The sequence below is a fragment of the Bacillus sp. SIMBA_031 genome (genome assembly GCF_046535225.1).
Taxonomy (GTDB): domain Bacteria; phylum Bacillota; class Bacilli; order Bacillales; family Bacillaceae; genus Bacillus; species Bacillus velezensis.
Genome location: NZ_JAWRXC010000003.1, coordinates 1 through 25,203, shown reverse-complemented (window position 1 = coordinate 25,203; position 25,203 = coordinate 1). Strand labels below are relative to the sequence as shown.

29 protein-coding genes and 2 pseudogenes are annotated in these 25,203 nt (G+C 44.9%); 9 read left to right on the top strand and 22 right to left on the bottom strand.

Features of this window, described 5'->3' with window-relative positions; translation table 11 throughout:
* Window positions 1-26: 26 nt before the first annotated feature.
* The 4 genes from SB724_RS10005 to SB724_RS09990 all read right to left on the bottom strand — a co-directional run bounded on the left by SB724_RS10005 (window position 27) and on the right by SB724_RS09990 (window position 3,890).
* Window positions 27-1,028 (bottom strand): LLM class flavin-dependent oxidoreductase, encoded by a 1,002-nt coding sequence (locus SB724_RS10005; RefSeq protein WP_265972665.1) that lies wholly within the window; start codon window positions 1,026-1,028, stop codon window positions 27-29.
* A gap of 162 nt (window positions 1,029-1,190) precedes the next feature.
* A complete protein-coding gene (nfsA, locus tag SB724_RS10000) occupies window positions 1,191-1,940 on the bottom strand; it encodes an oxygen-insensitive NADPH nitroreductase (RefSeq protein ID WP_007407708.1) in 750 nt (249 codons plus the stop codon).
* A 102-nt stretch (window positions 1,941-2,042) separates the two neighbouring features.
* The gene (locus SB724_RS09995) at window positions 2,043-3,230 is read right to left on the bottom strand and encodes an FtsW/RodA/SpoVE family cell cycle protein (RefSeq protein ID WP_007407709.1); all 1,188 of its coding nucleotides are present in this window, start codon (window positions 3,228-3,230) and stop codon (window positions 2,043-2,045) included.
* Window positions 3,231-3,431: 201 nt separating this feature from the next.
* Window positions 3,432-3,890: a GNAT family N-acetyltransferase gene (locus tag SB724_RS09990; RefSeq protein WP_265972664.1), complete on the bottom strand. Its 459-nt coding sequence runs from the start codon at window positions 3,888-3,890 to the stop codon at window positions 3,432-3,434.
* Between the two features lie 291 nt (window positions 3,891-4,181).
* On the opposite strand from SB724_RS09990, the gene ywcE reads away from it, so the two are divergent.
* Window positions 4,182-4,442 carry a spore morphogenesis/germination protein YwcE gene (ywcE, locus tag SB724_RS09985; RefSeq protein ID WP_003150937.1) on the top strand — a complete coding sequence of 87 codons (261 nt, stop codon included), beginning with the start codon at window positions 4,182-4,184 and terminating at the stop codon, window positions 4,440-4,442.
* A 43-nt stretch (window positions 4,443-4,485) separates the two neighbouring features.
* On the opposite strand, the gene qoxD is transcribed toward ywcE, so the two are convergent.
* Genes qoxD through qoxA form a run of 4 tightly spaced genes read right to left on the bottom strand, consistent with a single transcriptional unit; the run spans window position 4,486 to window position 8,427 of the window.
* On the bottom strand, window positions 4,486-4,854 hold the full coding sequence (gene qoxD / locus SB724_RS09980) for a cytochrome aa3 quinol oxidase subunit IV (RefSeq protein ID WP_007614576.1): 369 nt from the start codon (window positions 4,852-4,854) through the stop codon (window positions 4,486-4,488).
* A 1-nt stretch (window position 4,855) separates the two neighbouring features.
* On the bottom strand, window positions 4,856-5,470 hold the full coding sequence (gene qoxC / locus SB724_RS09975) for a cytochrome aa3 quinol oxidase subunit III (protein WP_003150930.1): 615 nt from the start codon (window positions 5,468-5,470) through the stop codon (window positions 4,856-4,858).
* 14 nt (window positions 5,471-5,484) lie between these two features.
* Window positions 5,485-7,434, bottom strand: a complete 1,950-nt coding sequence (gene qoxB / locus SB724_RS09970; RefSeq protein ID WP_007614578.1) for a cytochrome aa3 quinol oxidase subunit I — start codon at window positions 7,432-7,434, stop codon at window positions 5,485-5,487.
* Window positions 7,435-7,461: 27 nt separating this feature from the next.
* On the bottom strand, window positions 7,462-8,427 hold the full coding sequence (gene qoxA, locus SB724_RS09965; protein WP_087920812.1) for a cytochrome aa3 quinol oxidase subunit II: 966 nt from the start codon (window positions 8,425-8,427) through the stop codon (window positions 7,462-7,464).
* A 502-nt stretch (window positions 8,428-8,929) separates the two neighbouring features.
* Between qoxA and SB724_RS09960 the strand changes: the two genes are divergently transcribed.
* Window positions 8,930-9,175 carry a GlsB/YeaQ/YmgE family stress response membrane protein gene (locus tag SB724_RS09960; RefSeq protein WP_003150926.1) on the top strand — a complete coding sequence of 82 codons (246 nt, stop codon included), beginning with the start codon at window positions 8,930-8,932 and terminating at the stop codon, window positions 9,173-9,175.
* Window positions 9,176-9,191: 16 nt separating this feature from the next.
* On the opposite strand, the gene galT is transcribed toward SB724_RS09960, so the two are convergent.
* From galT to SB724_RS09940, 4 genes are all read right to left on the bottom strand, one after another.
* Window positions 9,192-10,733 carry a UDP-glucose--hexose-1-phosphate uridylyltransferase gene (gene galT / locus SB724_RS09955; protein ID WP_410570965.1) on the bottom strand — a complete coding sequence of 514 codons (1,542 nt, stop codon included), beginning with the start codon at window positions 10,731-10,733 and terminating at the stop codon, window positions 9,192-9,194.
* Window positions 10,723-11,907 carry a galactokinase gene (locus SB724_RS09950; RefSeq protein WP_044802422.1) on the bottom strand — a complete coding sequence of 395 codons (1,185 nt, stop codon included), beginning with the start codon at window positions 11,905-11,907 and terminating at the stop codon, window positions 10,723-10,725. Before SB724_RS09950 ends, galT begins: the two co-directional genes overlap by 11 nt.
* A gap of 51 nt (window positions 11,908-11,958) precedes the next feature.
* The gene (locus tag SB724_RS09945) at window positions 11,959-12,345 is read right to left on the bottom strand and encodes a GtrA family protein (RefSeq protein ID WP_029325749.1); all 387 of its coding nucleotides are present in this window, start codon (window positions 12,343-12,345) and stop codon (window positions 11,959-11,961) included.
* 79 nt (window positions 12,346-12,424) lie between these two features.
* A complete protein-coding gene (locus SB724_RS09940; protein ID WP_007614590.1) occupies window positions 12,425-13,048 on the bottom strand; it encodes a TetR/AcrR family transcriptional regulator in 624 nt (207 codons plus the stop codon).
* A 335-nt stretch (window positions 13,049-13,383) separates the two neighbouring features.
* On the opposite strand from SB724_RS09940, the gene SB724_RS09935 reads away from it, so the two are divergent.
* From SB724_RS09935 to SB724_RS09925, 3 genes are all read left to right on the top strand, one after another.
* Window positions 13,384-13,545 carry an anti-repressor SinI family protein gene (locus SB724_RS09935; RefSeq protein WP_003150917.1) on the top strand — a complete coding sequence of 54 codons (162 nt, stop codon included), beginning with the start codon at window positions 13,384-13,386 and terminating at the stop codon, window positions 13,543-13,545.
* A gap of 216 nt (window positions 13,546-13,761) precedes the next feature.
* Complete coding sequence (locus SB724_RS09930; protein WP_410570962.1) at window positions 13,762-14,442, top strand: class I SAM-dependent methyltransferase; 681 nt, start codon at window positions 13,762-13,764, stop codon at window positions 14,440-14,442.
* Window positions 14,442-15,116, top strand: a complete 675-nt coding sequence (locus SB724_RS09925; RefSeq protein ID WP_410570960.1) for a glycosyltransferase family protein — start codon at window positions 14,442-14,444, stop codon at window positions 15,114-15,116. The genes SB724_RS09930 and SB724_RS09925 overlap by 1 nt, the downstream gene beginning before the upstream one ends.
* Window positions 15,117-15,136: 20 nt before the next feature.
* Here the strand turns inward: SB724_RS09925 and SB724_RS09920 are convergent, their stop codons facing one another.
* The 6 genes and pseudogenes from SB724_RS09920 to cidR form a co-directional block, all read right to left on the bottom strand.
* Window positions 15,137-15,739: a DsbA family oxidoreductase gene (locus tag SB724_RS09920; RefSeq protein ID WP_095060328.1), complete on the bottom strand. Its 603-nt coding sequence runs from the start codon at window positions 15,737-15,739 to the stop codon at window positions 15,137-15,139.
* 85 nt (window positions 15,740-15,824) lie between these two features.
* A complete protein-coding gene (gene efeB, locus SB724_RS09915) occupies window positions 15,825-17,081 on the bottom strand; it encodes an iron uptake transporter deferrochelatase/peroxidase subunit (RefSeq protein ID WP_410570958.1) in 1,257 nt (418 codons plus the stop codon).
* 18 nt (window positions 17,082-17,099) lie between these two features.
* A pseudogene (locus tag SB724_RS09910) lies at window positions 17,100-17,418 on the bottom strand (Efem/EfeO family lipoprotein); the annotation flags it as partial.
* Between the two features lie 75 nt (window positions 17,419-17,493).
* Window positions 17,494-18,168 carry a thiamine phosphate synthase gene (gene thiE / locus SB724_RS09905; protein WP_265972660.1) on the bottom strand — a complete coding sequence of 225 codons (675 nt, stop codon included), beginning with the start codon at window positions 18,166-18,168 and terminating at the stop codon, window positions 17,494-17,496.
* Window positions 18,165-18,983 (bottom strand): hydroxyethylthiazole kinase, encoded by an 819-nt coding sequence (thiM, locus tag SB724_RS09900; RefSeq protein WP_265972658.1) that lies wholly within the window; start codon window positions 18,981-18,983, stop codon window positions 18,165-18,167. Before thiM ends, thiE begins: the two co-directional genes overlap by 4 nt.
* Window positions 18,984-18,985: 2 nt before the next feature.
* Window positions 18,986-19,894, bottom strand: coding sequence for a cidABC operon transcriptional activator CidR (gene cidR / locus SB724_RS09895; protein ID WP_044802418.1), 909 nt, complete (start codon window positions 19,892-19,894; stop codon window positions 18,986-18,988).
* Window positions 19,895-20,000: 106 nt separating this feature from the next.
* On the opposite strand from cidR, the gene SB724_RS09890 reads away from it, so the two are divergent.
* Both SB724_RS09890 and SB724_RS09885 read left to right on the top strand, forming a co-directional pair.
* Window positions 20,001-20,387 carry a CidA/LrgA family holin-like protein gene (locus tag SB724_RS09890; RefSeq protein ID WP_007407725.1) on the top strand — a complete coding sequence of 129 codons (387 nt, stop codon included), beginning with the start codon at window positions 20,001-20,003 and terminating at the stop codon, window positions 20,385-20,387.
* Window positions 20,369-21,046: a CidB/LrgB family autolysis modulator gene (locus SB724_RS09885; RefSeq protein WP_017418642.1), complete on the top strand. Its 678-nt coding sequence runs from the start codon at window positions 20,369-20,371 to the stop codon at window positions 21,044-21,046. The genes SB724_RS09890 and SB724_RS09885 overlap by 19 nt, the downstream gene beginning before the upstream one ends.
* Window positions 21,047-21,131: 85 nt before the next feature.
* Here the strand turns inward: SB724_RS09885 and SB724_RS09880 are convergent, their stop codons facing one another.
* The 4 genes from SB724_RS09880 to SB724_RS09865 form a co-directional block, all read right to left on the bottom strand.
* Window positions 21,132-21,773 (bottom strand): ATP-binding cassette domain-containing protein, encoded by a 642-nt coding sequence (locus SB724_RS09880; protein ID WP_017418641.1) that lies wholly within the window; start codon window positions 21,771-21,773, stop codon window positions 21,132-21,134.
* Window positions 21,774-21,785: 12 nt separating this feature from the next.
* On the bottom strand, window positions 21,786-22,340 hold the full coding sequence (locus SB724_RS09875; protein WP_410570954.1) for an ABC transporter permease: 555 nt from the start codon (window positions 22,338-22,340) through the stop codon (window positions 21,786-21,788).
* Window positions 22,341-23,164: 824 nt separating this feature from the next.
* Window positions 23,165-23,962 carry an ABC transporter permease gene (locus tag SB724_RS09870; RefSeq protein WP_017418638.1) on the bottom strand — a complete coding sequence of 266 codons (798 nt, stop codon included), beginning with the start codon at window positions 23,960-23,962 and terminating at the stop codon, window positions 23,165-23,167.
* Window positions 23,963-24,023: 61 nt separating this feature from the next.
* Window positions 24,024-24,458: a hypothetical protein gene (locus SB724_RS09865; protein ID WP_025650423.1), complete on the bottom strand. Its 435-nt coding sequence runs from the start codon at window positions 24,456-24,458 to the stop codon at window positions 24,024-24,026.
* Between the two features lie 134 nt (window positions 24,459-24,592).
* Here SB724_RS09865 and SB724_RS09860 point away from each other — a divergent pair.
* A pseudogene (locus tag SB724_RS09860) lies at window positions 24,593-24,784 on the top strand (LrgB family protein); the annotation flags it as partial.
* 129 nt (window positions 24,785-24,913) lie between these two features.
* Window positions 24,914-25,108, top strand: coding sequence for a YwbE family protein (locus tag SB724_RS09855; RefSeq protein ID WP_003150901.1), 195 nt, complete (start codon window positions 24,914-24,916; stop codon window positions 25,106-25,108).
* Window positions 25,109-25,203 lie beyond the last annotated feature (95 nt).

Below are 25,203 nucleotides of genomic sequence, written 5' to 3'. Positions count from 1 at the left end.
GGAGCATCAGCAGGGTTTCTTTCTGATTAATCGTCAAAAGCTTCTCGAAGCAGGCGGTATGATTGAAGTTTATCTTCAAAATGATGAGTAATGGTTACAGCCATCACTTCTTCTGTTCCGTATGCTTTACTGAGAGCCAGAATCTGTTCTTTCACTTGCTGCTTCGTTCCGATGATCATTCGATTCCGATTATCGGCAATTCGTCTTTGTTCATACGGTGTATACGTATTGCCGCGGACGGTTTCGTAAGACGGTACGCCGTGAAGCGGAATCCCCTGTTCACCCGCAAGCAGCGTATAATCCATGACGGCCGCGAGTTCCTTCGCTTTCTCTTCCGTGTCCGCGCACAGCACAAACACCGCCACGGCTGTTTTTGGTTCTTTTCCTAATAGAGAAGGTTTAAATCTGCGCTTATATTGTGCCGTCGTGCTTTCTCCGCCTTCTCCATTAATAAAGTGGGCAAACATATAGCCTGCTCCCGTTTCTGCGCTCAGAAGCGCGCTTTCCCCCGAAGAACCGAGAAGCCAGACTTCCGGCGCCGTCTTAATAAGGGGTGATGCGGTCAGATTCGGAAAACGGTGATTGTCATCAGCTGCATCATGCAGATACATCGTCAGCTCACGAATCTGCTGCGGATATTGATCAGCATTACGCTTCCCGCCGTCATTCAGCGCCCATGATGCGATCGGCATTCCGCCCGGCGCTCTCCCTAATCCGAGATCGATTCTGCCCGGCGTCAACCCTTCAAGCACGCGGAAATTCTCCGCCACCTTATATGCGCTGTAATGCGGAAGCATGACACCGCCCGAGCCTACACGAATCTCATTCGTTTTCGCCGCAATATGGCTGATCAGCACTTCAGGGCTTGAACCCGCCAACCGCTCTGAAAAATGATGCTCTGACACCCAAAACCTCTTATATCCGAGCTTTTCCGCCTCCTGCGCCAGTCTTACTGTATTCCGCAGAGCACTTTCCGCAGAACTCCCTTCTGATACAGGAGATTGATCTAATATGCTTAATGAAATCATCACTGTCACCTCATCAACATCGTACCACTGCTAAGCCGTTTTTTCTTTCTGTATGCTTATAAGCATCCCTGATGATAAACATTTATATACCTTGTTCCATTTTGTCGAAATATGTTACACGTGAAACATAAAAAAACCTCTCCCGTCAGGAGAGGTTTTTTCTTAATTCTTTTGAAAACCTTTATCTTTTACATATTGATTTAAATAGGTTCTCGGTTTTTGTTTCATGAACTGCAGAATTTGATCAGACCACGTTTCAACCCGCTTGCCGTTTGTCCGTTTATCATAATAAGCGGAAATGGTTTCATCATATTCCTTCATATAACTGCGGAAGTGTTCTTCATTCGTATCGTACGTGTTTTCATGATATACGGCTTGTTTCGGCAGGCGCGGCTTTTGACCGGACGGATGAGCGGGATGACCGACTACCAAGCCGAACAGCGGCAGCACATGGTCAGGTGTACCAAGCACTTCCGTCACCTGATCAAGTTCATTTCGAATGCCTCCGATATAACAAATGCCAAGCCCCATTGATTCCGCGGCAACACTTACATTTTGTGCGGCAAGTGCGGCATCAATGACGCTGACCATAAACATTTCCGTATTCTCAAGAAGCTCGGTAATGTTTTCGCCTTTTTCCTCAGCAAGTTTTTTATGACGGTACAAATCAGCGCAGAACACAAACAAGTGCCCGTTATTTTCGACGTAAGGCTGGTTTCCGGCCAGTGCCGCCAGCTTCCGCTTTTTCTCCTTATCAGTTACGCCGATGATGGAGTAAGCCTGCACGTAACTGGACGTTGACGCCGCCTGGGCGCTTTTCACTAATGTATCTATCTCTTCTGCTGTCAGAAGCTCGTCAGTAAATGATCGGATCGACCGATGATTAAGTATAGTTTCGATGGTATTGTTCATATAAAAGCCTCCTTCTCTCTATATCATATCCGAAAGGGAATCATGTCAAAAGCGAAATGCTCTAAACAAAAAAAGACAGCCCGGAAAACGAGCCGTCTCACATTAAGAATTGAACAAGTAGCTTTTATATTTCGTCAGCTGCACACTTGCGTTATATACGATCCCGAAGCTGATTAATGTAGAAAGCACCGAGCTCCCCCCATAGCTGACAAACAGCAGCGGAATACCGGTAACCGGCATAATGCCGATATTCATCCCGATGTTCTGGAAGGTGTGAATCACGATAAGTGCAGTAAATCCTACGCAAAAAAACGCGCCAAATCGGTTAAACGCATGCAAGCGGTCAATCAGCACCACAAGTCTGTAAATTAAAAAGAAAAACATGACAACCGCAATGGCGCACCCCAAAAATCCAAAACTTTCACCCAAAATCGCAAAGATAAAGTCGGTCTGTCCCTCAGGTACGTACACCTTCAGATTATGAACGCCGTTTCCGGTAATGCCGCCCGATCCGATCGCCATAACGGCCTGATCCACCTGCCAGCTTTTATCGCTCTCTGCCTGAGTCGTTGCCGCACTGGAGTCAGACATCCACGATGTAATCCGGTTAATTTGATAATCCGCAATGCCGATCGAATTCGCCACATGGGGAAATTCAATTACCAGTACTAAGAAAAGGCCAAGCACAAGCGCGGCCGAACCGCCGATAATGGTGATCAGCTTCCAGTTTACACCTGACATAAACACCATCACCATAACGATAAACAGACAGATCGCACCCGTTCCGGCATCCTGCAAAACGATCATCCCGATCGGAATAACCGTCCATGCCGCAATTTTCAAAAGCAGATTCACATCTTCCCGAAGTGACCTTTGATCCTTCGGGCCCGCCTTCGATATAATGGACGCGACCATCATCATAATTCCTATTTTCGTAAACTCAGAGGGCTGGAGGGTAAAGTTGCCGATTTGAAACCAGCTCTTCGCTCCGTTTTTAATCGGCGCGATGGATTCCGGCGCCACACGCAAAAGGAGCAGCGACAGCACGCCGGCAATCAATACGTACAGACTCAGTTTCTCAAGCTGCTCTAAATCAAAGTACAGCAATAATCCGATGAATCCCGCACCTATAACATAGAAGACAATCTGTTTCATCCAGGCACTGCCTCCGTACTGCCCGAACTGTCCGGCCGCATAAATCGCCGCCACACTAATTATTAAAAACACACCAAATATAAAAATCAAATCCCCCTGATAATAGGGATTTTGCTGTTTCTTATATCGACTCATTCTATCCCGCCTTACATTTTCATCGGAAGTCACTATTGTTTATTATACATGAACACTGTTCAAGAAAACATGATGAGGTTGCTTCCTTTTTATTTTTTACGGTTTGGGGACTACACGACATATGACGTGTCAGAAAAGGAAATGTTTCGGTCGTGACGAAACTTTTCCGATAAAAAACCCCTTCTCGTCAGAAAAGGGGTTTCAGTCTATGTTTAACGTCATAAACAAGCTGTTCGGGTCCTCTTTATAATGTGCAAACGGATTACAATATTGAAACCCGACTTTTTCATACAGGCGTCTGGCGGGGAGAAAAGCCTCCATAGAACCGGTTTCTAAGCTGATCCGCTGATAGCCCCTCCGCCTTGCTTCTTCAAGCATATGGCGGAGGATCTGGTTGGCTGCGCCTTTTCTGACATGATGCCGAGAGGTTTTCATTGATTTGATCTCACCGTGCCGGCTGTTTAGCTCCTTTAAGGCACCGCAGCCGAGCAGGATGCCGTTTTCCCTCGCACTCCAAAACGTAACGTCAGGCTGACGCAGCCGGTCCGCATTGAGCGCGTGTATACTTTCCGGAGGAGAATGCATGGTCATGCTCTTCAAATGGTCCTGCAAAAGCGCAATGACATCCGGCGCTGTGACATCTTCTTTCCTTACGTCCACTTCAAACCACCCTTGCTGTGCATGTTTCTTTGACCATAGCAAAGGTTCACAGCCTGCGCCATTCCATTGTCCGGAAATGTGACAGGGTATTTGGCCTTTCCGGTTTCTTGTACCTATCCAAAAATGAGGCAATAGTTGCAATACATTTCTCGAAAAAGCGGTATCAAAAATTGGAAAACATGGTATAATAATTGTAACAAAATGTTCAAAAAACGACCACAAAACAGACACATTTCACTCTCTGTATTTCATTTTGGAAACGCTCCCATAAAATGAAAGGAGACATGTAAGATGGACATGTTTTTTGCTTATTTACTGGTCGCGAGCGCAACACCCCTCTTTATCTGGCTGGATAACAAAAAAGTCGCTCTTTCGGCCATACCGCCAATTATTCTCATGTGGGTTTTCTTCTACTTTTACGCAACCAGCAGCCTATCCCCTCTCGGCCACACACTCATGATCATCCTGTTTGCCGTCAACGTCATCGTTGCCCATATCGCCGCCTTTATCATTTACGGCCTTCCGCGCCTGCGCCGGAGAAGAAGCCAATAAAGGCACAAAAAACCCTCTTCGCATAAACGAAGAGGGTTTCTTTTTATTCCTGATGTTCGGAATGATGCTTCGCACCGCCAGGAGGGTTTCCATCCATATGGTCACCGTGATGGTAGTGCGCCGCAAAGATCCAGATGGAACCAAGGATGATAACAATCGCTCCGAAAAATCCGAAGAGCGTGTTTCCGACTTGAATTCCGCCGTTTTCGCTTTCTGTCATGTGCATGAACATGAGAAGCTGAAGACCGGCTTGGATAAATGCGAATCCGAAAATGATCCAGAGTTTTGCTGATGAGCTTAAATCCGTATATACTGCAACCCAAAGGGCCAGCAGGGTCAGAATAATAGACAACGCAAAACCTACGATATGCTTCCACGGAAAGTGGCTGTGTTCAGCAGATTTGTTTGCCATATTATAGTCCCCCCAATCCGATGAGATAGACGCCTGTAAAGATGAAGATCCAAACAACGTCTAAGAAGTGCCAGTATAAACTTGAGATAAAGATTTTTGAAGACGTCTGCGGCGTTAATCCGCGTTTCTTCAATTGCAGTAAGATGCCGGCAATCCAGAAGATACCGATCGTTACGTGCGTTCCGTGCGTTCCCAGAAGGACGAAGAATCCAGACCAGAAAGCACTTGTACCGAGAGATGCTCCTTCATGTACATAGTGGATGAACTCGTTAAGCTCACATCCGACGAAGCCCGCGCCGAGAAGAAGCGTAATGATCGTCCAAATGACGACGCCTTTTAAACTTCCGCGACGCATTTCATGAACAGCGATCCCGCAGGTGAAACTGCTGATCAGAAGCAGGAATGTCATGATCATGACAAGCTTCACTTCAAATAATTCAGCCGGTAAGACTCCTCCTGCTGTTCTTCTTTGAAGAACGAAGAAGGTTGCAAATAGTGTTGAGAACAACACAATCTCTGCCCCTAAAAAGATCCAAAACCCGAGAATATTGAGTCTGCCGGTTTCAGATTGATATTCCATAGGCGCGTTAGAATTGCCGTGTTCTGCATGTTCCATAAATCACGCCTCCTTTATTCGGAAATCTTTCTTTCCGTCTCTTTTATTTCTTCAACAGGTATATAGTAGCCATTGTCATATTCAAATGAACGAAGCACCATGCAAAGCAGAATGCCGATCAAACCGACAATGCCCATCCAGAACCATTCAAATACAAGCCCGAAGCCTGCAATACCGAACGCCACTGACATAATAAGCGGTCTTCCGGAGTTGTGCGGCATATGGATTTTCTTGAACTTGCTTTCCGGATGAATATCCGTTTTGTCTTCTTTCAATTGCAGTAACGCATCTTGAGATTTCACTTCAGGAAGCACCGCAAAGTTGTAATGCGGCGGAATCGCAGATGAAGTCGCCCACTCAAGCGTACGTCCCACGCCCCATGAATCTCCGCTGATCTCGCGAGTAGAGTAGCGGAAGCTGTAGTAGATGTTATAGCAAAGGATTAAGAATCCGACACCCATCATGAAGGCTCCGACAGTTGAAATAAAGTTCAATGCAGTCCATCCGTCATTCGGTCCGTAAGTGTAAATACGGCGAGGCATACCTTGCAGCCCCAAGAAGTATTGAGGGAAGAAACATACATTAAATCCGATCATAAAGATCCAGAAGAACCATTTTCCGATTCTTTCGTTCAGCTTGTGGCCGAACATTTTCGGATACCAGAAAATAAATCCTGCGAAACATGCAAATACCGTACCCGCGATCAGCACATAGTGGAAGTGAGATACGAGGAAGTACGTATTATGGTATTGATAATCCGCTGCAGCCATCGCAAGCATAACCCCTGTTACCCCGCCGACAACGAAGTTCGGGATGAACGCAAGCGCCCACAGCATCGGTGTTGTAAAACTGATCCGGCCTTTATACATCGTAAAGAGCCAGTTAAAGATTTTAACCCCGGTCGGAACCGAAATCGCCATCGTTGTAATCGAGAAGAAAGAGTTAACGGACGCACTGTTCCCCATTGTGAAGAAGTGGTGAGTCCATACAAGGAAACTCAGGACGGAAATGGCGATAATTGAGCCGACCATCGCTTTGTAACCGAATAACTGCTTTCTTGCAAACGCTGAAATAATTTCAGAGAAAATACCGAATGCCGGTAAGATAACGATATATACTTCAGGGTGTCCCCAAATCCAGAACAAGTTAGCCCAAAGCATCGGCATACCGCCGGCTTCCAGCGTGAAAAAGTGAGCGCCGAACAAACGGTCAAATGATAACAGCGCCAATGCCACTGTCAAAACAGGGAAGGCGAATACGATAATAACCATTGTAATCAGCGTCGTCCATGTGAACATCGGCATACGCATCAGCGTCATGCCTTTCGTACGCATTTTCAGGATCGTCACCATAAAGTTGATACCCGTCATCAGCGTACCGATACCGGCAATCTGAAGACCGAGCAGGTAGAAGTTCTCACCAGGCCCGGGACTCATGTCGTTGCTTGCCAGCGGCATGTAACTCGTCCAGCCTGCGTTCGGAGAACCTCCGATAACGAAAGAAATATTGAAAAGCATCGCACCTACGAAGAACGTCCAGAAACTCAGGTTGTTCAAGTAAGGGAATGCTACGTCGCGCGCACCGATCTGCAAAGGTACGACAACGTTGATCAGACCGATTAAAAACGGCATCGCCATGAAGATAATCATGATCGTACCGTGAGTCGTAAAGATCTCATTATAGTGGTTTGAGTCTAAAAAACTGTTATTAGGAAGCGCTAACTGGGCGCGCATCATCAAGCCGTCGACCCCGCCGCGGAACAGCATGATAACAGCAGAGATAATGTACATGATTCCAAGTTTCTTATGGTCTACAGACGTAAGCCATTCAGACCAGAGCCACTTCCACTTTTTGAAGTATGTGAGTACAACGATGATAGCGATAGTGGAAAGCGCAATGGAAACTTGTGCGCCCAGAATTAATGGGTCACCTGTTACAAAAAATTCATCCCATCTCAATTTCATTCGGGCTTCCTCCTTTCTTGTTCAATTTCAATCTTGTTTATCGTCGGATACTTTAAATTCGTTTTTCTTTACATTTTCCCACGGATCTGTTTTAGAGTGCGGTGATACGGCTTTGTAGCCAAGGCGTTTGCGCGCCTCCATCGCATATTCGGCATCTTGGCCGTGGTCAACGTATTTTAAGTGTGTAGAAGAGAACGTTAATTTACCGACATTCTCCGGAAGCATCAGTTCGTCATACTTCTCTTTCGTCAGCTTTGGAGAATCGCTTTGGGCTTTTTTCACCCAGCTGTTAAAGTCTTTTTGCGTAACAGCTTTTACGTTGAATTTCTGGTCGGCAAAGTGTTCGCCGGTGAAGTTCGCGTTGCGGCCTTCATATGTTCCCACTTTGTCAGCCTGTAAGTATTGATCCATCAGCATTCCCGCCATCGCGTATTTTTGTCCCCCAAGCTGAGGAATCCATAGCGATGCCATTGAATCGGCTGAAGAAATTTTAAATAAAACCGGACGGTCTACAGGAATGTTCAGGTAGTTAACCGTCTCAATATCCTGCTCTGGGTAGCTGAATACCCATTTCCAGTCTACCGAAGTAGCATAAACAACAAGAGGCTCTTTATCCTTTGTCGCTTCAGGCGCTTTTTCTAACGAATATATCGTCTGTACGGTAGGCACAGAAAGTGCAATAACAATTAAAATTGGGATCACTGTCCAGACTACTTCTAAGAACGTGTTGCCGTGCATCTCGGGCTTGTAATTTCCGCTGTCTTTGCCTTTGCGGTCGCGGTATTTCACTAAAATGATTGTAAATAGTACGAATACGACGCCGACAATGAACAGCATAAATCCGATTGACAAGAGAATCAGATCTTTCTGCTGGTCTGCTACAGGTCCTTTCGGATCTAAAACGGAAATGTCGCTGCATCCGCCCAGTACGAAAACAACAGCCAACATCGCTATTAAAAGTAACGGTTTAAATGCTCTGAACAAGAAGATCACCATCCTTCCTATTGATGTAGTGAATCTGAAATGTACTTTCTCAAAATCTTTTCTCTATCTACCTTGTTATGCTATCAAAATCTGCCCTTATTAGCTTTATTTTTTTCTAAAGTTCATCTTTTTTTCGACCTAATGTCACAAAATCGTCAAAAAATGCATGAACTTTTTCCACTTGCGCAAATCAAACATAAAAAGTTTTAGATCATTTAGCATATATAGAGAAAAAAGATAGTGAGAACGAATAATACCAAATAAAGGTTTACCATAATAAAAAACGCTGGTCAACAAAAAGTTTCATTTTGTTAAACATTCTACAAAAGAAATATTTTTTCCTTTGCTCACACCTTTTCACACGGTTTCCATTTTAACGCAACGCATTGTGAAAAAAAAGACCGGAACGCGCCTTGATATGTTCATTATAAAAAACGCATTCATATGTTTAATATGGACAAAACGAAGGTAACATATAGGCATAAATAATAAAAAATAGGAAGTGATATTTATGGGTTTTATCGTATCTCTGATTGTCGCTATTATTATCGGCTGGATCGGAAGTTTATTTGTAAAAGGCAGTATGCCCGGAGGAATCATCGGGTCAATGATCGCCGGTCTGATCGGCGCATGGATCGGGCACGGACTGCTCGGCACATGGGGTCCTCACCTTGCCGGCTTTGCCATCATTCCGGCAATCATCGGAGCTGCGATCGTGGTATTCTTATTCAGCCTGATCGCCAGAAGCAGAGGATAAAAAAAAGCCTCGTCCCTTATGGGATGGGGCTTTTTTCCGGTAGAGCGCCCAAATGGCGGATAAACCGCCGGAAAGCCGCTCTGCCTTCTTCTGTCTGTTTAAAGACGCCGGCATGCTCCAGTATCCGCGCAAAGGCATGGCCGATTTCCTCTTTCAGAATCTGTTCCGCGTTTTCTTTCGTTATCTTCCGCTTATGCAGCACACTGAGCGCCCAATCTTTATGCGCTGCCGCAGAAAGGTCTGCCGTTAAGACCGCTTCCGGGTCCGGTGAGCACAGCGCTTCAGCCGTGTATTTCATTTCTTGTTCAAGGCGGCCCGGCAGAATCGCAAGCCCCATTACCTCAATCAGTCCGATATTTTCTTTTTTCAGGTGATGAACTTCCTGATGGGGATGAAAAATTCCCAGCGGATGCTCATCAGAGGTGCGGTTATTTCTGAGGACGAGATCTAATTCGAATAAACCGTTTCTCCGCCGGGCAATCGGCGTAATTGTATTGTGCGGTGTTTCTCCTGAATAGGCGAGGAGATCAGCCGCCTCATCGGAATAACCGCGCCATGCCCGCAGGATGGCATCCGCCGCGCCGGAAAGCTCAGACGCGCTCTCGCTTTGCAGGCGGATGACCGACATCGGCCACTTCACAATTCCCAACACCGTTTTCGGATAGTCAGGCAGCCTGTACCGGCTTTCTGTCTCCGCCCGCGCCATCGGGAATTCATAATTGCCCCCCTGAAAATGGTCGTGGCTTAAAATACTGCCGCCAACAATCGGCAGATCAGCATTGGAACCGAGAAAATAGTGAGGATACTGGCTGACGAACGACAGCAGCCGGTCAAACGTTTTTTTACTGATCTTCATAGGTTCGTGCCGGTCTTTCAAAACGATGCAATGCTCCCGGTAATACACATACGGAGAAAATTGCAGAAACCACTGCTCATCGCCGAGAATCACCGGAATGACACGAAGGTTTTGACGCGCCGGGTGATCCGGTCTCCCCTCGTACCCGACATTTTCTTTACAAAGAACACATCTCGGATAATCGGATTGAGGCTGCTCTTTGGCAGCCGCAATTGCTTTCGGATCTTTTTCCGGTTTTGAAAGGTTGATCGTGATGTCCAGCTTTCCGTAAGCCGTCTCAGCCGTCCACCCGACATTCCGCTGTATTCTGTCCGAACGGATATAATACACATCCTCTGAAAATCGGTAAAACGCCTTTGTCGCCTGCTCCGGCCCGTGCACCGCCTTTGTTTCTTCAAAACGACGGACAATCTCGGACGGCTGCGGGACAAAGCAGCCCATGATCTTCGCGCTCAGCAGGTCGCGATAGGTGTCTGTATCGGCTGTAATCCGGCCCGTTTCTGCCGCCCATTCATAAATCGGGGCCAATATGTCCGGCAATGATGCCGCCGATTCATTTTCTTTCTGTTCTGAAACTTCCGGATGGGTGATATGCAAAGCTTCATATAAACGGTTTCTTGTATATTCAATATCAAGATAGGAAATCAGCTCTTTTTGCAATCCGTACCGGATTAAACGTTCCACGTGCCGCTCAATTGCCATCGTCATCCCCCTTTAGTTCTCTCGCTCCGGCTCCGACATCCGCCGTGTAAAAGTCAGCTTTTCTCCCTGTCTTTTCCTCATAGCGGGCTCCTGCCGTTTCAATAAAATCCGAAACCGCATCGTCCTTGACGATACTGACTGTACAGCCGCCGAAACCGGCTCCCGTCATCCTTGATCCGATCACCCCGCCGTGGCGCCAGGCCGCTTCAGCCAGTGTATCCAGCTCATGACTCGTCACCTCGTAGTCATCGCGTAAAGAGAGATGCGAATCCCTCATTAATTCACCGATATGATGAAGCTGATTGTTACTGAACATGTCGGCTGCCTCTATTGTGCGGTGATTTTCATAGACGGCGTGTTTCGCCCGGCGTCTGTTCACTTCATTCTGAATCAGCTCCGCATGAGCGTCAAAAGCGGAAGGGGTCAGCTCTCCCAGTGATTGAACGGAAAGATGCTTCTGAAGATCACAAAGCGCTTCCCCGCACTCCTTGAGCCTCGTATTATAGCCTGAGTCTGCAAGCGTTCGTTTTTTATTGGTATTTGCAATAACGATCGACAGCCCCGACAGCCCGAGTTTTGTATATTCAAAGCTGAGCGTCCCGCAATTCAGCAGAATCGCATGATGTTTCTTTCCCATTCCGATGGCGAATTGATCCATTATTCCGCAGCTGACGCCGATAAAGGAATTTTCCGCCGTCTGAGCGAGCTTCACCAAGTCGAGCATATCCGCCTCAAGCTCATGGCATTCCTTGAGAATGACCGCCGTAACAAGTTCAATGGAAGCCGAAGATGACAGCCCCGCGCCGTTCGGGATGTTTCCCCAGAACACAATATCGAAGCCGTGCGGAAGGGAAAAACCGCTGCCGAGACATTCCGCCATGACCCCTTTCGGATAGTTGGCCCACCCGTCCTCTTTTTGATAACGGATATCATCGAGACTGCATTCCTTTATGCCCGCTTCCTTAAATTGATGAGAGTACATTCTGACGAGCCTGTCCCCTCTCTCCCGGACGGCTGCATATGTACCGATCGTCAGCGCGCACGGAAAGACGTGGCCCCCGTTATAATCCGTATGCTCTCCGATGAGATTCACTCTGCCGGGCGCAAAGAAAATGCGCAGGTCCTCCGATTCCCCGAATACATCAGCAAACGCTTTCTTTATTTTGTGCTTCATACGCATCCCCTTTCACCATTACACTTTCCCCCGGGGCGCGGAAAGAAACCGTTATGACACGCCCTCTTCTTTCGCTTTTCTGAAGACAATCCACTTGCTGGCCGCATAGTTGACGACTACGATAATGACGTTATCGGCGATTTTCGCCAACGTTTCGTTCATATGAAATTGACTGACCAGAAGAATCATCATGGCGAGATCGATGGCGAGAGACAATACCCGCACGCTGAAAAAGGCCGTCAATTCTTTCATCAGACTCCGCATCCCCGCGGTCTTTTGCTGAAATACATACAGTTTATTCGTGACATATGCAAATAGAACGGACAGAATCCAAGCAGCGACGGTCGCCGCCTTGTAATCCATCTCAAAGGCCGACGTCAGAATGTAAAAACTGACGATATTCACGATGGTCGTGAATATCCCCATAATGATATACATCATAATTTCTCTGTAGCGCATGGCAGTTCCTCGCTTTCTGAAAGACTTTTCTAAACCTTTTGTCAAATCAAGAAGAACGTTACCCCGATTTTCTGCCGCTGACAAAAACATAGAGCGCGTCAAACATGCTGCGGAAAGTAACCGGCCTTCCCAGCACATTGGATTGCTTAATCATCCCGTCGATGAGCGCGCACATCATGTTAGCGGTATGCTCGGTATCTATATGGTCTTCTATTAAATTTCTCGATTTGAGCCAATTTATGTACATGGTGCTTTCTTCTATCCATAACTTATAAAGACGGATATAAGCTTCATATTCACTGACGACTTTGTAAGTAGGCATATGAACGGCAAAAGACACAACATTCCAGGCAGGCTTGCTGTTTACAAACCGCATCAACAAGCTGGCCGCGCTTGCCGCAGCTTCACAAAGCGTCAACGGCCGCGCTGTTTGCTTTTCTAATTCGTCGAGATAGCCAGTGATAATCCTTTTTTTAATCTGACGCCTGTCTAACAAATGCTTCAGAAAATCTTCCTTGCTTTCAAAATGAACGTAAAACGCGCCTTTGCTGAAACCCGCCGCTTTACTGATGTCATCGATTGAGACTGAATCGTAAGCTCTTTCAATCAGGAGATGAAGGCCTGCGTCAATAAAACTTTCAAATGTTTCTTCTCTCTTAATTTGAAATTTGTTTTTTTTCATTTTTTACCCCAGCTGTTTGATCATTCACTTTATCTTACACCGAATCATTCTTTTGCGGTATTTTTTATGCAAAAAGAATATGCTAGTCGACGCTTTGAGGGTAAATGTTAATAGGTCATATGATTTATTTTTATTTGCATACTATCCAGTCAGTATTTATTTGTTTATTATTATACGTAAGAATTCTTGAAGGATTTTGGTTATTTCAGTCATTTTCTTAGGGAATAGGTAGGTGAATTCATCTTCAATTTGGGATTACCGGCCAACTATGTGTGATATTTGTTATACATTGGCTGCTGTAGCTGGGCAAATCAATTTTTCAATTGGAGGTTCTTATGAAAACTCATGTAATGAAAGATATAGATCAAGATTGGCAATTGTTAATTCAAGAGGCTAGAATCATGGGTTTGCACATTGACGATGTGAGGCGCTTCTTAAATACTGAAAAAGCGGTGAAGAAAAAAACACCAATGAAAAACACCATCCGCCAGCGGTAAGATTACAGGCGGATCCTTTTACTATATGACCTGCCACAGTCCGCCCGCACCCGAGTTTTCAAAGGAACATCCGCAATAAGAGGGGAATCAGAGAACAAACCGTATACCGGACAACCATTCCCGTCCGCATTCCGCAATTGAACAGCCAAACATGGTGATATGAGATCCCCCCGCTGCATATCTTGTGTATATGCCCATTTATGAGGTGATACACAGATGGATACGAATCCCTATTATGATGAAAAACAACAGAACTACTACGAAGGCCTGAATCCTTATTTATTGAACAAAATAGACGAAAACTGGCGGACAGTGCTTGATGTCGGCTGCGGCACAGGCAATTTAGGAGCGGCGATCGAAGACCGCGGAATAACGGTTTACGGCATTGAAGCGTATCCCGAAGCCGCAAAAAAGGCGGAAAGCAAATTGAGCCACGTGCTTTGCGGCGACATTGAATCCGCCATTCTTCCGTACGAATCTGAACAATTCGACTGCATGCTGTTTGGAGACGTTCTTGAGCATCTTATCGACCCGTGGTCCTTGCTGAAAAAGCTTCGCCCGTATGTAAAAAAAGACGGCACGGTGCTTGCATGCATACCGAATGTCGGCCACATCTCAGTGGTGCTGGAGCTTTTAGCCGGCAAATGGACTTACAGGGACGCCGGATTAATGGATCAGACCCACCTGCGTTTTTTTACCCGTGAAGAGACGCTTTCATTATTTAAAGCCGCCGGCTATGAGGTGAAACGCATTGAGGCGATCCGCGTTGATCACCCCTCTTATCACAAAGCCATTGCATCATTGCACGAAATATGCGTACAGCTTGGCATAAGGCATGACTTTATGACAGAAGCATCGGCGTATCAATATGTGATTGAGGCCGAGAGGAGCATGTAATGGATTCACATTCATTTCTGTTTGTCGTCTGTGTGAATGACGAGTCGCTGTACTCCCGGTGCAAAAGCCATATCATGCAGCTTACCGTCCCCCCTTCATACTCCGTTGATATCATGCCGATATACGATTCAGCAAGCATGGCCTCGTCCTACAACAAAGCGCTGAGACACCCCTCCAAATATAAAATTTATCTGCATCAGGATACCTTTATCATTCATCAGCATTTCCTTCATGACATGATTCATATCTTTCAATCTCATCAGGATCTCGGCCTTCTCGGTGTCGCCGGCTGCAAAACCCTGCCGCCGAACGGCATTTGGTGGGAAAGCGGAGAGCGGATGGGAAAAGTGATTGAATACCGGGGGAATGCTTATCACCCGCTGGTCTTTGAGCACGGTGATGAAGACGGACTGTTTACGCCCGCCGACGCCATTGACGGCTTGTTAATGGCGGCTCAATATGACGTGGAGTGGCGGGAGGATTTGTTTCGCGGCTTTCATTTTTACGACACATCACAGTCGCTTGAATTTCAAAAACACGGCTATCAAGTCGGCGTCGCCTGCCAAAAAGACCCTTGGTGCCTTCATTTTTGCGGCGACTCATTTGACGCCGCGGCTTATGAAGCGGACAGACAAACATTTGTCAAACACTATATGGCAAAGCCCTCTCGCTGATCGAGAGGGCTTTTTACGGGTTAACGTTTATTCAGTTCCCGCTCAATGATTTGTTCAAAGGTTTCCTTTCCCGCCGCGCCAGGGATTCTCTCATCGCCGATGATAAACGTCGGCACTGCCGTAATGCCGGCTTCCTCATAAGCATGGCGGAGCGCTTCCCGCTGTACGTGTCTGTACGCTCTTGTCTCAAGCGCCTCTTTGAAGGCAGCGCCGTCAAGTCCGGCTTCTTCCGCAAGCTTTGTCAGCACGCCAACGTCACCGATATTTTGTTCTTCCTGAAAGAACGCCTGAAAAACGCGTGTATGGTATTCGCTTCCTTTCCCATGTTCCTTTGCGAAATGAAAGCCTTCAAATGCCAAATCCGTGTAAGGATGCGGTGACACGCGGGGGAACGTGATGTCAACGCCTAAAGACTGCGCCATCGGCTCAATGGAGTTTTTCCACATCTGCCGCTTGGCGGGATCATTCACCGGATCAAGTTTCGGCGAGGGGCTCGGACGCAATTCAAACGGCATCCATTCCACCTGTACGTCCTTGTCCTTGATTGCTTCTTCAAACGCCGCTTTGCCGACAAAGCAAAACGGACATACATAATCAGAATATACTTTAATCTGCAGTGTCATTGTAAGTCTCCTTTCCTTTTCATTTTAAGTTGTAACATATATAGTTACAAGTGTTTTTTAAAAAACACCCTCCATATGGAAGGTGTCACGATTCCAGCAGCCTTTGGGCGATATATTCTCCTTTTTTACAGCCGCCGGGACAGGCGAATAAGGAAGAGCCGATCGTTTGTGTGTATTCATTCAGCGCATCCTTTTCCGCCAAAGCCTTCAGCATGGGGATAAATTGGCGGTCCGGGTCTTTTTGAAAACAGATAAACAGCAGGCCTGCGTCAACATAGCCCGTCTTCGGATCAATTCCGTCCGTATAGGAAAATGCCCGGCGCAGAATCTGTCTGCCGGTTGATTTTGCCACGCTGACATGCGAGTCGGCAGGAATTTGATTCAGCTTCACGGGATCGTTTTCCTTTTTTTGTCCGAAAGGCGCGCCCGAGCTTTTCACCCGCCCGAACGTGTCCTCTTGTTCCTTCAAGGATGAACGGTCCCATATATCTAAAAACATCTTAATTTTCCTAAACGCCATGTACGTGCCGCCCGTCATCCAGTCCGGCTCACCTGATTGAACCCAAACGATCGAATTCATCAGGTTTTCATCCTTTGTGCTTTGGTTGCCGGTGCCGTCTTTGAATCCGAAGAGGTTGCGCGGCGTTTCCCCGTTTTTCCCGCCGCTTAAGAAACCTTTATTGAGAAAGCGGACTTCGCACACGCCTGCTGCCTGTTTCATCAGGTTGCGCACCGCGTGAAACGCCGTTTGTTCATTATCCGCGCAGACCTGTATGACGATATCACCGCCGCCTTGTTTCTTATCGAGCTTGTCGTTAGGCATCGGCGGAATATCGGCGAGATGCTTCGGTTTTTTATCTTTCAGTCCGAAGCGGTCCTTCCCGTCTTTCTCGAAAAACCCGGGGCCGAAGCCGAAGGTAACGGTCAAATTCGCCGGGGCCAGATCCTGCGACTCCCCGGTATCCTGCGGAGGCATATATTTATTTTTCTGTTCGCCCGACGGGACGGCGCCTGAAGTCAGCAGCTGTGTCAGGCTTGTCCATTGTTTGAAAAGGGAGATGACATCGGCTTTGTCGCTTGACATGATATCAAGCGCTGCAAAATACACATACGTCTGATGCGCCGTTGTGATTCCTGCTTGGTGCTTTCCGTAAAAAGGAACGATTTGATCACGATCACGTTTTTCATCATTCTTCTTTGAAGCGGTGGCCGCCGGTTTGAAGAGCGGCGCGAGTCCTCCGAGGCCGCTCGCTCCGACAGCGACGGCGGCGCCCGCGACGGCGCCCCACTTCAGGACATCCCGTCTGTGGATCTGTTTTTCCTTGTTTTGTTCATCGCTCATGCTGTGTCTTAACTCCTTTTAAAGCACATCGGCAATCTTCGACATGGTTTCAGAAAGGGCCGTCAGCTTCGTGCTTATCTCTCTGATTTGATCTGTACTTAATGTATCACAAGACGTATACGATTGATCGCACGTTTTGATTTCGACATCAAAACTTCAAATTCGCTGAATTCCGCATCAAGTTTTTCCGTGACCTCGAAATGATCTTTCACTGCGCGCTTTTTACTGGTTCATAGAGTGCTTTTAAGCCTTCGGCGCCGGCGGTGATTGGTTCAGGCATCACTTTGAGCAAAGCGATAGAGCCGTCAAACGCTTCGGTCGATATTGCAAGCTGATTGCCCTGTTCTTGACATACGGCTTATATTCTCCAAGTCCGTCACTGCCTTTTTGCGCACACAGAAAAAGGGCCGCCCTATCGGGACAGCCCTGCTTTGGAGTGCTGAATTTCCTCTGAAAACTTGCGCGCTGCCGCTTTTGGATCTTCGGCTTGGCTGATGGCGCTGATCATGCTGACGCCGTCTGCACCCGCTTCAATGACGGGCGCCGCGTTGTCAGCCGTAATGCCGCCGATTCCTACAATCGGAATGCTGATGCCCTGACGCCGCACCTCTTCAATCAATGTAACGCCCTGCACAGCTTCAGCATCTTTTTTTGTTTCGGTCGGATAGACCGGGCCCATTCCGACGTAATCGGCTCCGGCGGCTTCCGCCCGCTTCACCTCGGAGACGTTATGTGCTGACACACCCAGAATCATATCGCCGATTGCCGCTCTCGTTTCTTCGGCGTCTGCGTCATCCTGTCCGATATGCACTCCGTCCGCCTGAAGGCGCAAGCCCAATTCGACATCATCATTAATGATGAAAGGAATCCCGGCCTGCCTGCAGACATCCTGCACCTGCTTCGCGAACAGGACACGTTCATCCCCTGTTAAAGAACCGCTCCCCTTTTCCCGAAATTGAAAAAGCGTAGCGCCGCCCTCAATGGCTTTTTTCACCACAGAAACGGGGTCTGCGCTTGTATTGTTTGATCCCATAATAAAATAAACCGATAACATATCCTTCATCATTTCCCGAGAAATACGCGTCATTTTACTGTCACCCTTTCAATTGCAGCAAGCTCGGCCGCTTCTTGTTCTGAGATGCTTGCCAGCTTGTTTAAAAGCTCAATCTGGAAGCTGCCCGGCCCCTTATGGACGGTGTCCAAAGCGGCAAGCTGAGCGGCGCTTCCGTATACAGAAACGGCTGAAACGGCCGCTTGCAGAACGTCCTGCCCCGCTGCGCAGAAGGCTCCGATTACAGACGTCAGCAGGCATCCCGCCCCCGTCACCTTCGTCAGCAGTTTATCACCGTTATGTACGGCGTATGTGTCGGTGCCGTCGGAGAGGACGTCGGTTTTTCCGGTAATCGCAATGACCGTCTTCAGCCCGCTTGCAGCCGTCTTAGCGAGGTGAACCACATCTCCTCCGGCTTCCCCCGCATCCACGCCTTTTATCTTCCAATCAGGGGCGCCGGCAATATTGGCGATTTCCGCGGCATTTCCGCGAATGGCGGACAAGCGGACCTCCTGTATGATCTTGCGGGCTGATGCCGTCCGAAACGGCGTGGCGCCGGCGCCTACCGGATCAAAAATGACCGGAACACCGTTTTCATTGGCCGATTTTCCGGCTGCGATCATAGCTTCAACCGACGCCGAACTGAGGGTGCCTATATTCAGGACGAGCGCTCCTGCGATTTTCGCCATGTCGGCGGCCTCCTCAATTGCATAAGCCATAACGGGCGATGCGCCGAGCGCGAGCAGTCCGTTAGCGGTGAAGTTCGTGACGACATTATTGGTGATACTGTGAACGAGCGGGTTTTGATCCCGCACTTTACTCAAGTGTTGAGCTGCGGTTTGTGCGTCCATGCTTAATCATCCTTTTTTCTCTTTTTCGGATTCCATAAATACGATTTCGTATGCTCCAGCCAGGCTCTGGCGGCAAAGGACATATAGCGGTCTTTCCGCCAAATGATGGCTAAATGCCACGGAATGACCGGATGAACGAGCGGAATGGTTCTGACTTTGTCAGGATCAAGACCGCGGCAGATTCTTTCCGGCAGCAGGCCGATACCGAGATTGGCGGATACCATTTCGCTGATAAAGTCCCACTGTGACGTTTCATAAATGACGTGCGGCCTGAATCCGGCTTTCACGCATTCCGTCATAATTCGATTATGAAGGACAAAATCCTCCCTGAAAAATATGAACGGCTCTTCTTTCAATTCGTGAAGACTGCATTCCTTCTCGTCCGCGAGCCGATGTGACGGATGGACGACGAGCATAAGGGTTTCCTTGACGATTGTGAACGTATGAAAAATCTCTTTATTCGCGGGAAGCACGACGACCCCGATATCAAGCGAGCCGTCCTCCACTCCTTGCTGCACTTTAATAGAGCCGTCCTCAACAAGCTGAAACGTCACATCGGGATATGTGACGCGGAAGTCACCGAGCACTCTCGGGAAAAAGCCGGACCCGATCATCGGCGGAAGACCGATGCGGACGTGCCCTTTCTTCACTTCCATAATATCGTTCAGCTCTGACGTCAGGTTTTGGAATGACTTTGTGATTTCCTGCGCCTGCACATACATGCTCTGCCCGGCGTCAGTCAGTTCAACTTGCCGGCCATTGCGGTAAAACAGCTTAATGCCGAGCTCCGTCTCCAGGTTTTTAATCATTTTTGAGATTGTCGGCTGTGAAACATACAGCGACTGTGAAGCCTTCGTAAAGCTTTTCAAACGGGCCACTTCCAAGAAATACGTTAAGTGCCGGATATCCATTACATTTCATCCTTTCTATAGACAAAAGGAATACACATTATTCTTTATATGTATTTTACCTATAGCAAAACCTTCTGTACAATATAAATATAAGGGAGGCATCATTATGAAAAAATTGCTGCTTACCGTTATTCAAATCGCTCTGCTGTTTATATTTGCGCGTCTGATCAATTGGGTCACGGCGGCTCTTCATATAAATATTCCCGGCAGTATAATCGGGATTGTGATTCTTTTCACATTATTGCATTTCAAGATTATCAAACTTGAATGGATTGAGCTTGGCGCAGCATGGCTCCTCGGTGAGCTGCTGCTGTTTTTCATCCCGTCTGCCGTCGGAGTGATTGAATACGGAGATATTATGTCTAAATTCGGCGTAAGCATTTTACTTGTCGTCGTCATCAGCACATTTGTCGTGATGGTTTCAACAGGTACGCTTACACAGCTGATAGCAAAAAGAAAGGAGAAAAAACAAACGTGTTCATCGGAATCATAAGTTTATTCTTAACTGTCTTAGTATATTTGGGCGCGAAAAAACTCTACACTCGTTTTCCGCGGGTGTATACGTCGCCGCTTCTGATTACGCCCGCTGTTTTGGTCGTACTGCTGCTTCTTGTCAATGTCCCGTATCAGACATACAATCTCGGCGGCGGACTGCTGACCGATATGCTTCAGCCGGCAACAGTGGCGTTCGCTATCCCGCTTTATAAATATTTCCCGATTTTAAAGAAATACGCCGTGGAAATTATTTTGAACGTAGCGGTCGGTTCATGTATCGCCATTCTGTCAACGGCCTTTATCGCGAAATGGTTCCATCTCGGCAGCAGCTTAGTCGACAGTCTCGTGCCGCGATCCGTGACGACGCCGATTGCCATGAACGTTTCAGAAATGATCGGCGGGATGCCGGCCGTTACAGCGGTTTTCGTCATTTTAACGGCTTTATTGGGAACGATCATCGGGCCGATGGTCATCCGCTATTTCCGCATTGATAACGAAATTGCCCGGGGTGTGCTGCTCGGAACTAGCGCGCACGGAGCGGGAACATCTAAAGCATTTGAGCTCAGCTCCGTATCAGGAACGATCTCAAGCGTGTCCATGATTCTCGCCGCGATTATGACACTGTGCGCGGCCCCGATTTTGCTTTCGTTTTTTTAACCCTCATTAACTTCACTATATTTAAATTAAAAACACCATTTCTCTTAAGAAATGGTGTTTTTAGTAAACTCAATTTTAATAGCTATTACATTGAAACAATTACACCTCCATCCTTCACTTCAAATATTTCATCACTAATTGATTCAAGAAAGTTTTTATCGTGACTTGAAATAAGAATTAACTTGTTCCTTTTTTTATAGTCGATCAAAAAAGTCTTTATTTTATGAAGTGTTTCTTCATCCAATGCATTAGTTGGCTCATCAAGGATTAGCAAATCCGGATTTTCCATAATAGCTTGTCCAATAGCTAGACGTTGCTTCATTCCTAGTGAGAACTTCTTATACTTTCTTGAATCATTTTTATCCAAACCAACTATGTCTAATGCTTTATTAATATCTGCGTCCGTCGCTTTCTTTTTTATTGATGCAAGCACTTTTAAATTCTGTTTGCCCGTTAAGTGAGGAATAAATTCCGGATTTTCAATAACTATCCCCATGCTCTCTGGAAACGATATATCCTTATGTAAAATGCTTTGGTTCACAGTTATAACACCCTTTTCAGGAACGAGTAGCCCAGAAATCACTCTGAAAAGCATCGATTTCCCCGAACCGTTCACACCTTTAAATCCGTAAACCTTTCCTGAAAATAACTGTAGCGAAACATCATTTACTACCTTATTGGAATTAAGTGTTTTAGTGACATGGTCTAACTTTATTGTTAAAGACATATTGTTCTCCCTTTAAAAAAAGTTTTTGTGTCTAATTTGCTTAATTGCAAGCATAATTAAACAAATTGTTATTATAGTAAAGAAAAACAAATAACCACTATGATTAACTTCATGCGGAGTTATAAGAGTATTGCTAATAAAAGAGTAGAAACCAGGTAAAAAAGGTACGTCAATCCATACAGGAAGTATCAATAGACCATACACTACAAAAAAAGCTTGTATAGGTTTTACTTTCAAAATATAAATGGTTTGAAACAAACCACAAATTAACAAAGTTAAAAAAACTGTAAAAAAAGTATAGGCTGTATCATGGTCATATCTAAAATTTCCATGTTTTAAAAAAACAGCTATATGTACTAATAAAATTAACAACAGACAATAACTAGTACACATTACTATAGTAAAAAAGAGTTTGCCAAATAACCATTGTTTCCTCGAGGATACTCTAGTAAGGACAATAGAAATTGTTTTACTCCGTTGTTGATATAAATAATTACCATTAATCAACAAGTAAAATCCACAGATAAAGAAATAAGGGAACGGCATGAAAAATAATTCATTTCCCATCAACGACTCCCAAACAGAATTAATATTAATTATATTGAGACTATGGACTATCATAAATAGCAAAAAAGCAATAACAAAAATCCAAATTATCCATTGCCATTTATTCTGTCTCCAGATATTTTTCACATCATATAAATACATTTTTTATTTATCTCCTCAGTATTTGAAAAGACTTTGATAGTTTCAAGCAAATCAAGGATGTAAAAACAATTATAAATAATAGATATAATTTATCGTAAAACGTGGATGATATGGCCTGAACAAATATGATTGAAAAATAATCATACATATCATTAAATAGGATTAGTAGTACAATAACCGAACCAATTAACATTCCGTATCTTGGAAACTTCAATTCGAATATCAATATAACTAACTGAATAATTAATAAAACCATTACCCACCCTAATAACAAACATACTAGCTGCAATCCAATAGTCCCATTTGTATAAATTATAGTTTTAAGAAATGTACCAGGTGATAAAAGTAACGCTGTAAGTAAAGTACTTAATACTGCTAATACTAAAAACAAAATAGTCCTTAATAGGATAAGCTTAATAATAAAACTAAAAAAAATAGTTCTCTTATTAAACCGTGGTATAACATAATTTGAAAAATGCAAACTATTCAAAGACAACAAAAATACACATACTGTTATAAAGCTTGTAGGTCCACCTAATATGTTCAAGAAAATTTTCATAAAACTAATATCTATTGCTGAATTAATTGTATTATTATAAAATACGGCCGAATTTAACAACAGCAAAATTATAAATGTTAATAAAATTCTTTTGTAACTTATTTTCAGTAAATAATACAGAAAGTTATTGTTGAACATATCTTTTCAACCCAATATAAGTTCCTACTAATGAAATTGCTAAAACAAAAGATGGTATCGCAAACAGATATATAATCGAAATACCTGTAATAGTTTGAATGGGACTCATTAACAATATAGGCGATAACTGTGGGTAAAATATTTCGAAAACAGGTTCTAAAACCAAAATAATCAAAAACGGTGACACATATGCAAGATATTTATTCTTTAGGAAAGTAGACAAAAACACTCCTAAAATTGCAAAAGACCCTGCATAGTAAAACAAAATTAAAATATATATTGCCATGTAAATACTAGGATGATACTCTGCAATCTGATGAAACATTCCATAATTATCAACAAATTCAGTATACGGCAACTTGTTTCCGAACATTATTAACATCAATATGAATGATAACACAAAAGGGAGAACAAATAAGAAACCGCCGCTAATAAAGGCTGTTATCACTTTGGAACTAAAATATTTTAATAATGAACAACGTGATATAACAAATTGAAAATAACCATTTTGCTTTTCTTCTAATACATTTGTACTGTACGGTAAGCAAGAAATTAAAACAAATAAGAATATTAAGATACCGCTAATAACAGAGTCGTTCGTGCCTAACCAAAAATACAACGAAAAACTCAAATGATCTTTATCAAAATAAGGAAGAGAAAACTTTTGATAGATTGATATGAAAATATCAATAACGAAAAGGAGAATCATAATTAATAAAGAAAATTTATATTTTTTCGAGCTTAAAACTTCTATGAAATTATTTTTCAATAATTGATAAAACAAAAAAAAACCTCCCAATTCAAATAACTAGAAAGAAAAAATTCTTTCTAGTTATTATCAAATTCTATCTTCTACTATCTGGACTCCAAACTCCTTTTGCTGCAATAACTACTGCATTTGGAGGGCCTTGTACCTCTCCAGCAATTCTTACACCGAGTGCTTTACCATGATTCTTCTCAATTGCAACATTTGGTATATTCTTATGTTGACCACTACTAACAACTACGTAACGACCGCCTGATACATCCTTTTTATCTTTATTAACTATCCACAAATTTATTTTTCTGTCTCTACCTATCCATGAGTTTTTTTGATATACTGAGGAATCATTGTATTTAGTTCTAGACCCTGTATAGTTATTGGCACCAAATCCTTTTGGCATCTCGAGATAATAACCTGTATCTTTTGTGTCTCCTTTTGCCAAAGCATTAGTTGTAACTAAACCTGACAAAAGAACAATCGTTCCGAAAGAATATGTAAGTACTTTTTTGAATTTCACTATTGATCCTCCTTTTTTTGATATATAAGGATTGTATACAAAAAAATGTATTTAATCAAGTTTTTTTCTATTTTTATCAGACTTATTTCTTTTTTCTATATAAAGAGGTGTTTACTCTAGGATCATCGGACCGGGTCATCCGCTATTTCCGCATTGATAACGAAATTGCCCGGGGCGTGCTGCTCGGAACCAGCGCGCACGGAGCGGGAACATCTAAAGCATTTGAGCTCAGCTCCGTATCAGGAACGATCTCAAGCGTGTCCATGATTCTCGCCGCAATTATGACGCTGTGCGCGGCCCCGATTTTGCTTTCGTTTATGTCATAAAAGACTGCTCCTTACAGAGCGGTCTTTTTTTATTTGCTATGAAGGATTGATTCGTCTGTCCTTCATAAAAAGACGAAAACACGATATGATAAGATATGAAGTGAAAAGACTGAAGAACGGATGTGTCATATGAACGGCCAGCAGCGAAGCAGCATCAGAAAAGGACTTGAAGTCGATATCGTCCTGAAAGCCGATCAGCGTTCAGGAAAGCTGACAAGAGGAATCGTGAAGGATATTTTGACGAACTCAAGCTTCCACCCGCGCGGCATTAAGGTCCGCCTTGAAGACGGGCGAATCGGCCGGGTGCAGCACATTATTGAATAGAAAAAAGCCGGAGCTTCAGGGACTGACCCCATAAGATGAGACAAATAAAAACACCTTCAAGTTTGAATACGGATGATTGTTATCCGAAATTAGAC

Bases quoted from the DNA above. Each gene is read 5' to 3' on its own strand.
- efeB (WP_410570958.1), bottom strand. From the start codon at position 17,081: ATGAGCGATGAACAAAACAAGGAAAAACAGATCCACAGACGGGATGTC.
- qoxD (WP_007614576.1), bottom strand. From the start codon at position 4,854: ATGGCAAACAAATCTGCTGAACACAGCCACTTTCCGTGGAAGCATATC.
- thiM (WP_265972658.1), bottom strand. From the start codon at position 18,983: ATGGACGCACAAACCGCAGCTCAACACTTGAGTAAAGTGCGGGATCAA.
- galT (WP_410570965.1), bottom strand. From the start codon at position 10,733: ATGGCAATTGAGCGGCACGTGGAACGTTTAATCCGGTACGGATTGCAA.
- SB724_RS09935 (WP_003150917.1), top strand. From the start codon at position 13,384: ATGAAAACTCATGTAATGAAAGATATAGATCAAGATTGGCAATTGTTA.
- SB724_RS09930 (WP_410570962.1), top strand. From the start codon at position 13,762: ATGGATACGAATCCCTATTATGATGAAAAACAACAGAACTACTACGAA.
- nfsA (WP_007407708.1), bottom strand. From the start codon at position 1,940: ATGAACAATACCATCGAAACTATACTTAATCATCGGTCGATCCGATCA.
- ywcE (WP_003150937.1), top strand. From the start codon at position 4,182: ATGGACATGTTTTTTGCTTATTTACTGGTCGCGAGCGCAACACCCCTC.
- SB724_RS09875 (WP_410570954.1), bottom strand. From the start codon at position 22,340: ATGGGAAATGAATTATTTTTCATGCCGTTCCCTTATTTCTTTATCTGT.
- cidR (WP_044802418.1), bottom strand. From the start codon at position 19,894: ATGGATATCCGGCACTTAACGTATTTCTTGGAAGTGGCCCGTTTGAAA.
- SB724_RS09880 (WP_017418641.1), bottom strand. From the start codon at position 21,773: ATGTCTTTAACAATAAAGTTAGACCATGTCACTAAAACACTTAATTCC.
- qoxB (WP_007614578.1), bottom strand. From the start codon at position 7,434: ATGAAATTGAGATGGGATGAATTTTTTGTAACAGGTGACCCATTAATT.
- thiE (WP_265972660.1), bottom strand. From the start codon at position 18,168: ATGACGCGTATTTCTCGGGAAATGATGAAGGATATGTTATCGGTTTAT.
- SB724_RS09925 (WP_410570960.1), top strand. From the start codon at position 14,442: ATGGATTCACATTCATTTCTGTTTGTCGTCTGTGTGAATGACGAGTCG.
- SB724_RS09940 (WP_007614590.1), bottom strand. From the start codon at position 13,048: ATGAAAAAAAACAAATTTCAAATTAAGAGAGAAGAAACATTTGAAAGT.
- qoxC (WP_003150930.1), bottom strand. From the start codon at position 5,470: ATGGAACATGCAGAACACGGCAATTCTAACGCGCCTATGGAATATCAA.
- SB724_RS09855 (WP_003150901.1), top strand. From the start codon at position 24,914: ATGAACGGCCAGCAGCGAAGCAGCATCAGAAAAGGACTTGAAGTCGAT.
- SB724_RS09950 (WP_044802422.1), bottom strand. From the start codon at position 11,907: ATGAAGCACAAAATAAAGAAAGCGTTTGCTGATGTATTCGGGGAATCG.
- SB724_RS10005 (WP_265972665.1), bottom strand. From the start codon at position 1,028: ATGATTTCATTAAGCATATTAGATCAATCTCCTGTATCAGAAGGGAGT.
- SB724_RS09945 (WP_029325749.1), bottom strand. From the start codon at position 12,345: ATGTATATCATTATGGGGATATTCACGACCATCGTGAATATCGTCAGT.
- SB724_RS09920 (WP_095060328.1), bottom strand. From the start codon at position 15,739: ATGACACTGCAGATTAAAGTATATTCTGATTATGTATGTCCGTTTTGC.
- SB724_RS09890 (WP_007407725.1), top strand. From the start codon at position 20,001: ATGAAAAAATTGCTGCTTACCGTTATTCAAATCGCTCTGCTGTTTATA.
- SB724_RS09960 (WP_003150926.1), top strand. From the start codon at position 8,930: ATGGGTTTTATCGTATCTCTGATTGTCGCTATTATTATCGGCTGGATC.
- SB724_RS09995 (WP_007407709.1), bottom strand. From the start codon at position 3,230: ATGAGTCGATATAAGAAACAGCAAAATCCCTATTATCAGGGGGATTTG.